The sequence below is a fragment of the Gilliamella sp. wkB72 genome, from assembly GCF_001693745.1.
GTDB lineage: Bacteria > Pseudomonadota > Gammaproteobacteria > Enterobacterales > Orbaceae > Gilliamella > Gilliamella apicola_E.
In genome coordinates, this window is record NZ_LZEI01000012.1 from 1 (window position 1) to 15,033 (window position 15,033).

Genomic DNA, 15,033 nt, shown 5'->3' on the forward strand with positions numbered 1-15,033 from the left:
CTTTTAATCACCTAATACTATTTTTTATCACCCCCGCCCCCGCCCTAAGGATTAAGGACGAAGAAATAAAAACTAAGGATGGGAGCAAAGGCCGTAGTAGCCGTAGTAGCTGTCGGCGCCCCAACCCACTGTACCGTAGTGCACTCTACCGTAGTTTGCGTCCACGACAAACTGGTTACTTCCACGCGGGTCACTAGTCCAGTACCAATGGTTGAGGAAGCCAACGCCTGAGTAAGTGTCCATTTTGCCCCACTCCGTGAAAAAACCAGAACCCATATGACGCATGTAAAGATTGTTAGGAGAAGAAGGAGTGGCGCCGACTGAACCCTGACACCAAGTGCCTGAATTACTACCACGACAAGATGAATTGGTTAAATCCTTTACCTTAGGAAGGCGATAACCAATACTATTACACCAAGATAATGTATTAGAATAAGAATAACCGTAAGAGTCAGTACCACGGTTGACGAACCACTGTTTCAAAGTAAAACCATATTTAACAACAGGAGTACCATTAGTATCACGACCGACCAACTCGAATGTCTGAGGCAAAGATGGTGTAGAAATACGACCAGGATTGTCAGAACGATGCTGGGATGAGGTAGCGTAAGGACCCGTTAAAGTAACGCGAACGCTTGTAGCAGTAGAATTAGACATTGTGACTGTGATACCACCCCGAGAAACAGAAGACCAAGACAATGGCTGACTACTACCACTAATATCTAAATCAAAGTACAATCCATTAGCACCAGTAGTAGGAAAGTTTCTACCGTAAAGTGACGGGTCAGTTTCTTGAGTGAGAAAACCCTTAGCAGGGTCCCACATCGAAGCTGGGCCAGCAAAATCCCAAGATGGATAATAAGAGTAATCACCAAGCTTACCATTCAATAAGTTAGGCCGAGCAAAACAAACCACCGGCGAAGCCTTAGGATTGACGTAATAAGTCTCACTACTGGCACTGAAAGTACTACGATTAGGAAATCCGTAACGAGTAGATAATGTACCGTTAGTACTAGATAACTTAACTTTATAAGGTGCATTACAAACTGTTAGCACGGAATTACGTGATACTGACTGATTGTTTTTATCGACGATAGATAAACTTAAAGAACCTGTAGCAGTAACGCCAGAATCACCATCATCATCCCCCCAATAATTATTAGGTGGACCGATAAGAGAACTCAAAGCGACTGAATTAGTATCAGTAGGAACGAACATACCAATATCAGCAAAACTCTGACCCTCAACCGGCAAGACGATTGGAGTTGTAGATGATGAATTGGTAGAAGGCGTGTACCTAGTTCCGTCAGATAAAGTAATCCCAAGCAGACCGTTAGCATCAACTGCACGAGTACGACCATCGTCGAAAGTCAAATAAGGTGCACTACCCTGTATCGCATTCCTAGTTGACTGTGATGTCAATGCGTGACCCGAAAAAGAAAGGAAAAGAGCCACGAGAAAAACAATCTGCCGGGATAATTGGGAAAAGGATCGAAAACCGGATCTGAGAAAGGATCCGGAAAACGATCGGAAAAAAGATCGAGAAGAGGATCGCGGAAGCGATCGCGCGATAATTCGCAGAATTTCACTTGATTGAGTAGAAAAATAAGCGTAAGTGAAAAATTTAAGCTGAGAGATAAACTTAGACGAATTTAAATTATAGGTTGGCCAAGTTGCCTGTTGCCTGTTGCCTGTTGAAAATTATAGAACATCTGCGACAATCCTGTCAAGTATACTTATGATTAATTTACAATTTTATGTTTTTCCTATCAAATTTTAGCCCATTAGCTAAAACCGTGTAAAAAGTATAGTGATTGGAAAAACACGATGCAACACTTTTTTTCGCTCAATTGCGTTAACTTTTGTAAATAGGATCTAAAAATAATCTAAGTTATAATTATTTAACCATTGTTTTAATTGAATATATCACAGTTACAAATCTTTAAAATTAGAGCAATTGATCCTCAAAAATTTTATTTTAAGGCTTTGGATTAGAAATTTAGTGATTTTGATATTTTAATAATTTTTTAAATGAAATTTGAAACCTCAAAAACCCCACTCCTCAACTTTTTTTGATAGAAAAACACAGCTACTAAAAAGCGCCATAGTTAGGGCAGAATTATTTATTTGAGGCAACATTGCAAAGCAGAATTTTAAACCCCAAAAACCCCGTTCCTCAACTTTTTTGATGGAAAAATAGAACTACTAAAAAGCGCCACAGTTAAAGCGGAATTATTTACTTGAGGCAACATTGCAGAATTTAGAACCCCAAAAACCCCGCTCCTCAACTTTTTTTGCGATAAAAAACTCAAAAAAACCGCCCCAATTGAGGCGGATGGTTTAAGTTTCGACACCATAAGTTACTAGAAAAATATAAGCTATTTTACTATCTCTCCCTCAAAAAATAAGAATTAAGGGGTGAGATCTGAAACACAAACCCCGTTGTAGAAGGTTGCAGGATCTACCCAATGAATAAGTCCGTGGTCGGCGTGCGCGTAAAAGTAATACTTATAATCACCACCATGGGTGTACATGTCATTAGTCCAATAATACAAATTAAAGTTAGTATTCGCGTAATATAACAGAAAGCCCCACTCGGTAATAAGACCTGCCCCAATGTTACGTTGGTAATGATTACCCGGTGATGGAGGTGTAGCGGTAATCAATTGGTCATTTGATGGATAAACCGCATTGGTTAAATCCCTTACATTAGGAAGGTGATAACCTATATTTGTACACCAAGATAATTGGTTGTCGTGATTTCCGATAACGTTCCCACGATTGACAAACCACTGCTTTAGTTCAAATCCATATTTAACGACAGCGTTACCACTACTGTCACGACCGACTATCTCGAATGTCTGGGGTAAAGATGGTTTAGCTACTTTATCCGGATTACTAGAATTCCATTGTTCTAAGGTTGCAGCAGGGCCAGTTAATGTAACACGGACACTAGTATTTGTTGAATTGGTCATCGTCGCAGTAATTCCACTATGAGAAACCGGATCCCACGTTAATGCCTGATCATTATTGCTAATATCTAAATCAAAGTACAAACCATTAGCGCCAGTAGTCGGGAAATTTAAACCATAAGATGATGGCGTCGCGGTTTGAGTTAGAAAGCCTTTACCATAATTCCAGATAGTTTCGGGACCTACATAGGGAGGTGCGGTATACGCTAGATTATTCGGTTTAGCAAAACAAATCGCAGGTGATTCTTTAGGCTTAAAATAATAGGTAACACTACCTGCTCCGAACTTAATGCTATTAGGAACGCCATAACGAGTGGTCAATGTGCCTTCAGTATTAGTTAATGTCGCTTTATAAGGCGCTTTACAATACATGGGTACAGTATTTCGTGATACAGTTTGATTGTTTTTATCAACAATAGACAAGCTTATACTGCCAGTAGCAGTGACTTCACTATCTCCATCATCATCCCCCCAATAATTATAAGGTGCAGCAACAATGGTGTTTAAATCAACGGTATTACTATCAACTGGCACCAACATGCTAATATCAGCAAAACTTTCATCAATAGTTGGTAATTCGATAGGATTGGTTGCACTAGAATTATTATTTGATGGCGAGTATTGTTGACCATTAGAAAGATGGATCCCGAGCAAACCTTCGGTATCCGTTACTCGTGTATTACCACCGTCAAACGTAAAATAAGGCACTTCACCGTGAATAAAATTGGATGTTGTGGATGTTAACGCTGTACTAGTAAATGAAAACGCTAACAATATGCTAAGTACTAAAGATAATAGGATCTGTCGGGATGATATTGATCTATGTGAGGATCGCGCAAAATTTAGCGTAATTTTATAGATCTTGGTGAAAAAATAGACTTTAGTGGAAAATGAAAAATAAGAGCTTAACTTTGACGAATTTAACTTATAGGTTGGCCAAGTTGCCTGTTGCCTGTTGCCTGTTGAAAATTATAGTGCATATTACTTAATCCTGTCAACTAAATTTATGATTTATTTACTCTTTATGTTTTTACTTAAATTTGGATCGCTTATATAAAACGGTGTAAAAGTATAGTGACTGAAAAAATACGATGCAACAATTTTTCACTTTAGATCGTTAATCTTTGTAAAGAAAAACATCTAAAAAAACAAAAATAACCGAGCAGATGCGGTTTAATTTAAAAACAGTTCATTTACAATTCTTAAAGGATCACATTTTTAAGATAAATTGTTTTGTATTAGAAATTAGACTTTTTAGTAATTTTGAGATTTTTAGATCAAATTTTAGGGTTAAAAAACCCCGCTCCTCAACTTTTTTTGAGGAATCGGGGTTTTAAAGATGTAAAATAGTGATTTTAGGTTAAACCTTTTACAGTCCGTTTCCTTGTCTAAAAAATAACTTTTCCATGCCTTTCACGACATTTTTGGAGAGCTTTTCGGACAGTTTTTGTTTGCGTTGATAGTTAACAGCAATGATTTTATGCGTTTCTAGGTGCGATAAGATAAAATCATCACTGGTGCTAATTTCGTCAACCAGCCCCATTTCTTTGGCTTGAGTAGCAAACCAGTGTTCGCCTGTTGCAACCTGATCTATATCGATATTTGGTCGATATTCTTTTACAAAGTCTTTAAATAATAGATGCGTTTGTTCAAGTTCTTGTTTGAATTTTTGGCGACCTTCGTCCGTGTTTTCACCAAACATGGTTAGGGTTCGTTTGTATTCTCCTGCCGTTTGTAATTCAATATCGACATCATGTTTTTTTAGCAATCGGTTGAAGTTAGGAATTTGGGCAACAACACCAATTGAACCCACAATTGCAAATGGCGCTGCGACAATTTTGCTAGCAGTACAGGCCATCATATAACCGCCACTGGCTGCAACTTTGTCAACCACAGCCGTAAATGGAATGTTACGTGTTCTAAAGCGTAATAGTTGGGAGGCAGCAAGACCATATCCATGCACTACTCCACCAGGGCTTTCAAGTTTTACGACCACTTGATCTTCAGGTTTGATGACAGCTAGGACTGCGGTGATTTCTTGACGCAGTTCTTCAACTTCATGTGCATCCATACTGCCGTTAAACGATAAGACAAATAATTTAGGCTTTGCATCTGATGATTTAGCATTATCATCTTTCTTTTTAGCCGCTTGTTTAGCTTGTTTCTTTTCAAGTTTTTTTTGTTTTTTGAGATCTTTTGTAAACTGTTTAGCTTCGATTTCATCCATGCTCGACGTTAGCATGTCATCTTTAACTTGTTCATATTCTTCGCTAATATCTTTGACAGATAAACGTCCAGCAATTGTTGATGATTTTCGGCGTTGACTTAAAATAAAAATTAATACCGCTAAAATAGCAATAACCACCGTTGCTGTTTCAGCCAAGAAGAGAGAATACTGCGAAAACCAGTTCATTTAATCATTATCCTTTAGTTGAAAATTTTCGCTATTATAACAAGATAATTAGAGATTGTGCCGAAAATCAATAAAGATTAAATTGTTGCTTTATTCGGCATTTTAAATTCTTTATACTGACAGCCTAATTTATTGTTATACGAGAATGAAAATGCCACTACGCCCAATAACTGAAATCGCTAAACAATGTCAGATCCCTGAACAATATGTGCTTCCTTACGGTAAATATGTTGCCAAAATTGATTTATCAATCCTTAATGCGAAGGAAAATCGCGCTAATGGTAAATTAGTTTTAGTTACCGCTATTACACCAACACCATTAGGTGAGGGTAAAACCGTCAATACCATTGGTCTAAGTGAAGGCCTTAATTATCTAGGTAAATCAGCTATCGCTTGTATTCGTCAACCAAGCTTAGGACCTGTTTTTGGCGTAAAAGGCGGTGCAGCCGGTGGTGGGCAAGCAGAAGTTTTGCCGATGGAGACGCTAAATCTTCATCTTACTGGTGATATTCATGCAATAACGGCAGCACATGATTTAGCATCTGCCGCGTTGGATTCTCGTCTTTATCATGAAGATCGTCTTGGCGATGAGTTTACCGCACAAACCGGTTTACCTCGTTTAAATATTGATGTTAATCGCATTGTATGGAAACGGGTTATCGATCACAATGATCGCGCTCTGCGTAATATCACTGTCGGTGTTGGTGGCGGTGTGAATGGTGTTGAACGCCGTGACGGATTTGAGATTACGGCAGCGTCTGAGCTAATGGCAATTTTGGCTTTGGCTTCTGATTTACATGATATGCGTGCACGTATTGGTCGTATTATTTTGGCCTATAATACGCAAGGCGAGCCAATCACAGCTGAACAGCTCGAAGTTGCAGGCGCGATGACAGTACTTCTTAAAAATGCGATTAATCCTAACTTGATGCAAACTGTTGAGAATACGCCTGTACTAATCCATGCTGGACCATTTGCTAATATTGCTCATGGTAATTCATCAGTTATCGCAGATCGCATTGCAATGAATTTAGCCGATTATGTGATAACCGAAGCAGGTTTTGGTTCTGACATGGGTATGGAGAAATTCTTTAATATTAAATATCGTCAAGCTGGTATTAAGGCTTCTTGCGTGGTTTTAGTGGCAACGGTTCGTAGCTTAAAATCTAATAGTGGTAAATATAATATCAAACCAGGACAAGCTATCCCTAAAGAGATTTCAGAATCAAATGTGGAGTTACTTGAAATTGGTGCAGCCAATTTAGCTTGGCATATTAAGAATGCCAAGAGCTATGGTTTACAAGTGATTGTCGCGATTAATCGATTCCCACATGATAGCGAAGAAGAGTTGGCGTTTTTACAAAAATATGCCGTTGAACATGGTGCTTTTGCTTGCGAAGTAAGCGAAGTGTTCACTCAAGGTGGTAAAGGTGCTGAAAAACTTGCTAAACATGTTATTGAGGCATGTGATATGCCAAGTGAAATCAAATTACCTTATCCTGACAGTATGCCATTGATGGATAAAATCCAAACTATGGTTAAAAAGTACGGTGCCAATAAAGCGAACTTGTCAGAAACCGCTCTTAAGAACATTAAAGAGATTGAAGCGTTAAAACTTGATCACTTACCACTTTGTATTGCCAAGACGCCGATGTCGATTAGCGCTGATGCTAATTTAAAGAATGTACCAACTGACTTTGATGTTGATATCAGCCATTTAGCCATTTCAGCCGGTGCTGGTTTTATTCGAGTTTATGCCGGTAATGTGATGACAATGCCAGGGCTTGGCACGAATCCAGCTTATCGACATATTGATATTGACAAAGATGGTAATATTGTTGGTTTAAGTTAATTTAAATTTTATTATGCAATATAAAGCCTTTATTGATGAAGAAAATTGTATTGGTTGTGGCAAATGTATCCGTGTTTGCCCTACTGATGCTATTGTTGGTAGTAAACAGGTGTTACATACGGTATTACCGCAATTTTGCACTGCGTGTAGTAATTGTATTAATACCTGTCCAACTGACTGTATTACCTTAAGTACTCTTGGCGTTGAATTAAGTGAGCAAGAAGAGTTGCTGTTAACTGAGAAGAAACAACAACGCTTAAATCGTAATCAATTGGTTCCACCGACTATTTTATTTCCTAAGTCGATGCCAGCAAGCAATGCAATGACTCAGAAAGATCGTAAACAATCGATTGCCGATGCTATTGCTCGCGTTAGAGCTAAAAAAAACCTCGCTAATTAGCGAGGTTTTGTTGTTTGATTATTAAAATCATAATTCACATTATTCTTTATTACTTCTAAATGCACGCTTACGATCGTTTTCAGTTAGATGACGTTTACGTAGACGAACAGATAATGGTGTTACTTCAACTAATTCATCATCATCAATAAATTCTAACGCTTGTTCTAACGACATTTTTACAGGTGGTGATAAGGTAGTCGCTTCATCGGTACCTGATGCTCGCATGTTAGTTAATTTTTTACCCGTTAAGCAGTTAACGGTTAAATCATTTGAGCGAGTATGGATACCAATAATTTGCCCTTCATAAACTTCAACACCATGACCAAGGAATAATTTACCACGATCTTGCAAGCTATAAAGCGCATAAGCCAAAGCTTTACCAGTACCGTTTGAAATCATTACCCCATTATTACGTTGGCCGATTTCACCCGGACGCACATCATCGTAATGGCTAAATGTTGAGTAAAGTAAACCAGTACCTGATGTCATGGTCATAAATTCAGTTCTAAATCCAATAAGACCACGGCTAGGAATCACATAATCTAGACGTACACGTCCTTTACCATCAGGTAACATATTGGTCAAATCACCTTTACGTAAACCTAAGGCTTCCATCACTGAACCTTGGTGTTGCTCTTCGATATCTAAAGTAACTTGTTCGAAAGGCTCTTGTTTTTTGCCATCGATTTCTCTGTAGATAACTTTAGGACGAGATACCCCAAGTTCATAACCTTCACGACGCATATTTTCAATAAGAACAGATAAGTGCAATTCACCACGACCAGAAACTTTGAATGCATCTGGATCTGGGGTTTCTTCAACACGAAGAGCCACGTTATGTACAAGTTCTTTATTTAAACGTTCAAGAATTTGACGAGAAGTTACATATTTACCTTCTTTACCTGCAAATGGTGAACTATTTACATTAAAGAACATGGTAACGGTTGGTTCATCAACACTTAGTGCTGGCAGAGCTTCAACACAGCTGTTATCACAAATTGTGTCAGAAATACCAAGTTCACCTAATCCAGTGATAGCAATGATATCCCCTGCTTCTGCAACTTCAGCTTCATAACGTTGTAAGCCTAGGTGACCTAATACTTGTCCGACTTTGCCAGTACGTTTGTTACCTTCGCTATCGACAATAGTAACTTGTTGATTTGGTTTAACGCGACCGCGTTTAATACGACCAATCCCAATAACACCAACATAGTTGTTGTAATCAAGTTGAGAAATTTGCATTTGGAATGGACCATCTAAATCAACTTTAGGTGGTTCTACATGTTCAACAATTGCTTCAAATAGTGGTGTCATGTCTTGTGCCATATCTTCATGATCAAGACCTGCAATCCCCATTAAAGCTGATGCATAAACGATTGGGAAATCAAGTTGTTCATCAGTTGCACCAAGGTTAACGAATAAGTCGAATACTTGATCCACAACCCAATCTGGGCGCGCACCCGGACGGTCAACTTTATTAATAACCACAATTGGTTTTAAACCATGAGCGAATGCTTTTTGAGTCACAAAACGTGTTTGTGGCATTGGTCCGTCCATTGCGTCAACAAGCAGTAGTACAGAGTCAACCATTGACATTACACGTTCTACTTCACCACCAAAATCGGCATGGCCTGGAGTATCAACGATATTAATTCGGTAACCATTCCAATCGATAGCCGTATTTTTAGCTAAAATAGTAATACCACGCTCTTTTTCAAGCGCATTTGAGTCCATTATTCTTTCATTGTCATCACCACGCAAATTATCAAGCGTGCCTGATTGTTTTAATAGTTTATCAACCAAGGTTGTTTTACCATGGTCAACGTGAGCAATAATGGCTATATTTCTTAAATTTTCAATCACAATTAAAATCCCAGTTAGGAGACAGATTCTTTAGGCGCAATATTGTACACCTTTTTAGTAAAAAAGTTGATCTATATCACAAAGTTTCTTCAAAACAACTTTAAGACTTGATATTTAACGAAAATAGTGACTTATTTTATCAAGATAACTAAGACTAATTATCAATAAGTTCCACAAATTGCTCGGCAAATTCATCCACTTTTGTCCAATTTGTGTACTCTATTACTTCTTTTGTCACATCTGTATCACCCTTACCTAACCACATAATAAATCGAATCATATTACGATCAAACCAGTTATATTTAGGATAATAAAGCGCACCAGCAAATACCGCTTTGATAGTCGGTTGCCAAGCAATTTTGGCAAGGAATTTTTTAGTATATAGGTTAGTTTCAGGTGTATTTTTATTTGGTTTTCTAGCCACCACATTTACCCCAAAAAAACCAGTTTTTAACGCATTTAATTGCTGATAATTGGCATCAATAAACTTCTTCATGGTTTTACTGTAAAAACCATATCGAATTGAACAACCAATTAATACGGCTTTGTAGTTACCAAGATCAATCTTGGTATCGGGCAATAACTCAATCAAATCACAATCACATTTACCCTCAAGATGTGTTTTTATTCGTTGCATAATTTTAAGGGTTTGCTTTTCGTGAGTGGTGTAAAGCAATAAGACCTTGGTAATGCTATTCATAACAATGCTTCCTTTTATTAAAACACTTGGTAAATTTCAATAATTCTTTTTTTAGGATAAAAATTAACAATTACGGGATGATTTCGTGGAAAACTTTGATTATAGTATTAGCCTTATTTAACCAGACCGGAACTGATTATGGCAATTTCACCTCCAAAACGTAGTGCAATTATTTTGGCGGCAGGAAAAGGCACACGGATGTATTCCAACCTACCTAAAGTTTTACATAAAATCGGCGGTAAGCCGATGTTACAACATGTTATTGATACAGTTCAACAACTTAATACTGATCGCATCAATATTGTTTATGGTCATGGCAAAAGCGAGTTAGAAAAATCGTTACAAGATCAACCTGTGCAACTTGTTTATCAAGCAGAACAGTTGGGTACAGGACATGCTGTTCAACAAGCTATTCCCTTTATTGAAGATGATGAAGATATCTTGATTTTATATGGTGATACACCTCTTATCTCAATTGAAACCTTACAGAATCTAATTGCCAGTAAACCACAAGAAGGCATTGCCTTATTGACTGTGATTTTAGATGATCCTACTGGCTATGGGCGAATCGAACGCAAAGACGGTAAAGTGGTAGCGATCGTTGAACAAAAAGATGCCAATGTTGAACAACAAAAAATCAACGAAATTAATACCGGTATTATGCTGGTTACCGGCAAGTTACTTAAAAAGTGGCTATCTCGTTTAACCAATAATAATGCGCAAAAAGAGTATTATTTGACCGATATTATCGCCTTTGCCCACCAAGATGGTTACGACATTTTAACGTCTCACCCAGTTAAAAAATTCGAAGTTGAAGGCGTCAATAATCGCTTGCAACTTGCAACTTTAGAAAGGCATTATCAACAGCATCAAGCTGAGCAACTTTTACTTGCCGGTGTCACGTTGCTTGACCCTGCGCGTTTTGATTTACGTGGTAAATTGACTCATGGCAAGGATGTCACTATTGATACAAATGTGATTATTCAAGGTGATGTTACATTGGGTAACAATGTCGTTATCGGTTCAGGTTGTATTTTAAAAAACTGCACCATCGCTGATGATAGCGTAATTAGCCCTTTCTCAGTAATTGAAGATTCAATCATTGCCAAACACTGTACTATCGGACCTTTTGCTCGAATAAGACCTGGTAGCCAACTGGATGATCATGCCCATGTTGGTAACTTTGTCGAATTGAAAAAAGCTCATCTTGGTCATGCTACCAAAGCAGGACATTTAAGTTATTTAGGTGATAGCGAAATAGGCTGTAACGTCAACATTGGCGCAGGCACAATTACTTGTAACTATGATGGTGCGAACAAATTTAAAACCGTGATCGAAGATGATGTATTTGTGGGTTCCGATACTCAACTAATTGCACCAGTCAAAATTGGCAAAGGTGCAACCATTGCAGCTGGAACAACGGTAACCAATGATGTCAATGACAATGAGCTTGTGGTTAGCCGGGTAAAACAGAAACAACTTGCAGGTTGGAAAAGACCAACTAAATTGAAAGAGGAATAAACAATGTGTGGTATTGTGGGCGCGATCGCCAAACGTGATGTGGCAGAAATATTATTAGAAGGTTTAAAACGATTAGAATATCGTGGTTATGATTCTGCTGGGCTTGCTATTATCTCTCCAACAGGTGAATTACAGCGAGTAAGACGTGTCGGAAAAGTAAAAGCGCTTAAAGATGCGGTAGATGAGCATCCAATCAAAGGTTCAACTGGGATTGCTCACACTCGTTGGGCGACACATGGCGAACCAGTCGAACACAATGCACACCCTCATGTATCGGGTTTTATTGCCGTTGTGCACAATGGTATTATTGAAAATTTTGAGCCTCTGCGTGAAACACTCATCGCAAAAGGATATCAATTCCGTTCAGAAACCGATACCGAAGTTATTGCCCACTTAATTCACGATATTATCTCAACCGAAGATTGCTCACTTTTTGAAGCAGTACAAAAAGCAATCCCACAATTACGAGGTGCTTATGGCACCGTTGTAATGGATACGCGTAATCCCGATATTCTCGTCGCGGCACGTTCAGGTAGTCCACTAGTGATTGGTTGTGGCGTTGGTGAAAACTTTATTGCTTCAGATCAATTAGCTTTATTACCGGTTACTCGTCAATTTATCTTCTTAGAAGAGGGTGATATTGCACTAATCACCCACCGCACTGTGAATATTTTTGATAAAAACCATCAAGAAGTTAACCGTCCATGCATCGAATCTGATGCGAAATATGACGCAGGCAGTAAAGCTGGCTTTAATCATTACATGCAAAAAGAGATTTACGAACAACCTAATGCTATAAAAAATACCCTTGAAGGACGAATGGCTCATGGCAAAGTGGATTTATCTGAACTTGGCGATAATGCGGAAAATATTCTTAAGCAAGTTGAACATGTGCAAATTGTTGCTTGTGGTACCGCCTATAATGCCGGAATGGTTGCTCGTTATTGGTTTGAGGCATTAGCTGGTATTCCTTGTGATGTGGAGATCGCTTCGGAATTTCGCTATCGAAAACCCGCTCGCCGTAAAAACAGTTTATTCATCACCCTATCACAATCAGGTGAAACGGCAGATACGCTTGCAGCATTACGCTTAGCAAAAGAGAATAATTACTTAAGCACTCTTGCCGTTTGTAATGTGGCTGCCTCTACCTTAGTTCGTGAAGCTGATTTGGTGTTACTAACCAAAGCTGGCGTTGAAATTGGCGTTGCTTCAACTAAAGCCTTTACCACACAATTAACCGTATTATTGCTTTTAGTTGCCAAATTAGGCCGACTTAATGACATGGCTGAAATCACTGAACAAGCGATCGTCCATGCCTTACAAACTTTGCCAAATCGCATTGAGCAAGTGTTAATGGCCGAGCCAGAAATCAAAAAACTTGCTGGACACTTTGTCGATAAACATCACGCCCTATTTTTAGGCCGTGGCGATGAATATCCAATCGCAATGGAAGCGTCATTAAAACTAAAAGAGATCTCCTACATTCATGCAGAAGCGTATGCCGCAGGTGAATTAAAACATGGTCCTTTAGCGCTTATCGATGCAGATATGCCAGTTATTGTTATGGCTCCGACCAATGACCTACTCGAAAAACTTAAAGCTAATATCGAAGAAGTTCGTGCCCGTGGTGGACAACTTTATGTATTTGCAGAGCAAGATGCAGGCTTTGTGAGTGATGACACAATGCATATCATCAACTTACCTCATATTGAAGAACTTACAGCGCCAATCTACTACACGGTACCAACCCAATTGCTTGCTTACCATGTAGCTTTAATCAAAGGTACAGATGTCGATCAGCCTCGTAATTTGGCAAAATCTGTGACTGTGGAGTAGAAAACTGAACATTTGGCTTATCACTTGATAGGTCAAATCATCAAATATATGAAAAATTAGTCATTAATTAACAATATAAAATAACCCAATGAACTGATTAGATTCATTGGGTTATTATAATTTCTATTTTTTAGCTTTTTATGCAGCTTTTTGTCTTTTTTTCATGATAATAAAATAAATAAATGCAATTAACATTGCAACAACATGAAAACCAACATAAAAACCATAAGTACCAACACCGTTTGCACCTTGAGCACTAGAAGCTATTACCAACGATGGTGATAAAAATGCAGTACTGATGATATTAACACCAAAAGTAATGCCAGAAATGGTAGGTTGTCCACGAAAACTAATTAAAGCTAAAACACTACAACCCATAGCAATAAATAATCCAACAACCGGTACAAAAATAGAAATGATAGCGAAAATTAACGCTATAATAGATAGAGCTTTCATTTTTACCTCAATGTAAAATAATGATCCTTCATTGAATCCGTTTTAAATATTTATTTACTTACTTAAATAATTATTTTCCATAAGCACCAGTATGATATCAAATTGTTAATAAAAGTAAATTAAATATAATTGAAAAATCATGGTATTAAGCATATTGACGAGCCACCTCTTTAAATTAACTAACCGTTCTTATCAAAAACTTAAAAAACATATGTGGTTATTTATAAATTCTAATAACATTTGTGTGGTTAATAAATAATGCCATTTTGATTAAATTATCAAAAATTTCCGAGCTAGCGCATTATGTAATACTCTATGTTTTCCAGCCATTTCGCTAATTCTCGTGAATTTAAGTATTTAATTTACTATATTGCCAAAAAAGGTATGAAGATGTAGCATATCAATCTGATTTTAAAAACAAAACTATTTAATATTTCAATTTCAACAATTCAAAACTGTAAAGGATTATGATGAAAAAAATTATTTTCGCATTACTAGCATTTAGCTTATTTGGATGTTCAACTAGCCTACCGGTTAATTATATTCCTGCCCCTTCAATTAAAGGTACTGAAAAAGTATCTATTAATGAAGTTAAATATCAACCTTTCATAAATGGAAAAGTAAAGGCGAATGAAATTCAAAAAGCAAAAGGAGCTATTGGAACAGTTTACACATCAGTAAACGTTGATACATTAGTTAGAGAATCTTTCAAAAAAGAACTAATCGCCGCTGGATACGATCTTAATAATTTACCTAATCTACAAATTAACCTCACTATTGATAAGTTTTTATATGACTGGATAGGCTTTGTAGAAGTCGATTTTTATCTCGATATTACTTACACTATTACTAAAAATGGCGTAGAAATTATGAGATTTTCAACACAAGAACATCAATTAGCGCCAAAAACTATGACTTCTGACAGCGAAGCAATTAAAGCTGCAATGTCTTCTTCTTTTACTCATTTCTTATTAGAAGCAAGAAGAAATAAAATTCTATAACTAAGTGATAAAAATAATT

General features: G+C 37.5%; 11 protein-coding genes. 5 read left to right on the top strand and 6 right to left on the bottom strand.

Annotated elements, in window-relative coordinates:
- Window positions 1–72: 72 nt before the first annotated feature.
- The 3 genes from A9G07_RS07150 to sohB form a co-directional block, all read right to left on the bottom strand.
- A complete protein-coding gene (locus tag A9G07_RS07150; protein WP_141677491.1) occupies window positions 73–1,455 on the bottom strand; it encodes a hypothetical protein in 1,383 nt (460 codons plus the stop codon).
- Window positions 1,456–2,411: 956 nt separating this feature from the next.
- On the bottom strand, window positions 2,412–3,746 hold the full coding sequence (locus A9G07_RS07155) for a hypothetical protein (RefSeq protein WP_141677492.1): 1,335 nt from the start codon (window positions 3,744–3,746) through the stop codon (window positions 2,412–2,414).
- Window positions 3,747–4,341: 595 nt separating this feature from the next.
- Complete coding sequence (gene sohB / locus A9G07_RS07160; RefSeq protein WP_065734628.1) at window positions 4,342–5,385, bottom strand: protease SohB; 1,044 nt, start codon at window positions 5,383–5,385, stop codon at window positions 4,342–4,344.
- Window positions 5,386–5,530: 145 nt separating this feature from the next.
- Between sohB and A9G07_RS07165 the strand changes: the two genes are divergently transcribed.
- Both A9G07_RS07165 and A9G07_RS07170 read left to right on the top strand, forming a co-directional pair.
- The gene (locus tag A9G07_RS07165; RefSeq protein WP_065563546.1) at window positions 5,531–7,237 is read left to right on the top strand and encodes a formate--tetrahydrofolate ligase; all 1,707 of its coding nucleotides are present in this window, start codon (window positions 5,531–5,533) and stop codon (window positions 7,235–7,237) included.
- Window positions 7,238–7,250: 13 nt separating this feature from the next.
- Window positions 7,251–7,637 carry an RnfABCDGE type electron transport complex subunit B gene (locus tag A9G07_RS07170; protein ID WP_065734629.1) on the top strand — a complete coding sequence of 129 codons (387 nt, stop codon included), beginning with the start codon at window positions 7,251–7,253 and terminating at the stop codon, window positions 7,635–7,637.
- Between the two features lie 39 nt (window positions 7,638–7,676).
- Here A9G07_RS07170 and typA read toward each other — a convergent pair whose 3' ends face one another.
- Together typA and hemG are read right to left on the bottom strand one after the other, a co-directional pair.
- Window positions 7,677–9,500 (bottom strand): ribosome-dependent GTPase TypA, encoded by a 1,824-nt coding sequence (typA, locus tag A9G07_RS07175; protein ID WP_065734630.1) that lies wholly within the window; start codon window positions 9,498–9,500, stop codon window positions 7,677–7,679.
- 154 nt (window positions 9,501–9,654) lie between these two features.
- Complete coding sequence (gene hemG / locus A9G07_RS07180; protein WP_081299578.1) at window positions 9,655–10,191, bottom strand: menaquinone-dependent protoporphyrinogen IX dehydrogenase; 537 nt, start codon at window positions 10,189–10,191, stop codon at window positions 9,655–9,657.
- 153 nt (window positions 10,192–10,344) lie between these two features.
- Here hemG and glmU point away from each other — a divergent pair, with 153 nt between their 5' ends.
- Window positions 10,345–11,721, top strand: a complete 1,377-nt coding sequence (gene glmU, locus A9G07_RS07185; RefSeq protein WP_416380476.1) for a bifunctional UDP-N-acetylglucosamine diphosphorylase/glucosamine-1-phosphate N-acetyltransferase GlmU — start codon at window positions 10,345–10,347, stop codon at window positions 11,719–11,721.
- Between the two features lie 3 nt (window positions 11,722–11,724).
- Entirely contained in the window at window positions 11,725–13,557 is a 1,833-nt protein-coding gene (glmS, locus tag A9G07_RS07190; protein WP_065734632.1) for a glutamine--fructose-6-phosphate transaminase (isomerizing), read from the top strand.
- A 138-nt stretch (window positions 13,558–13,695) separates the two neighbouring features.
- Here glmS and A9G07_RS07195 read toward each other — a convergent pair whose 3' ends face one another.
- Complete coding sequence (locus A9G07_RS07195) at window positions 13,696–14,013, bottom strand: hypothetical protein (RefSeq protein WP_065563552.1); 318 nt, start codon at window positions 14,011–14,013, stop codon at window positions 13,696–13,698.
- Window positions 14,014–14,480: 467 nt separating this feature from the next.
- On the opposite strand from A9G07_RS07195, the gene A9G07_RS07200 reads away from it, so the two are divergent.
- Window positions 14,481–15,014, top strand: coding sequence for a hypothetical protein (locus A9G07_RS07200; protein WP_141677493.1), 534 nt, complete (start codon window positions 14,481–14,483; stop codon window positions 15,012–15,014).
- The last annotated feature ends 19 nt before the right edge of the window (window positions 15,015–15,033 follow it).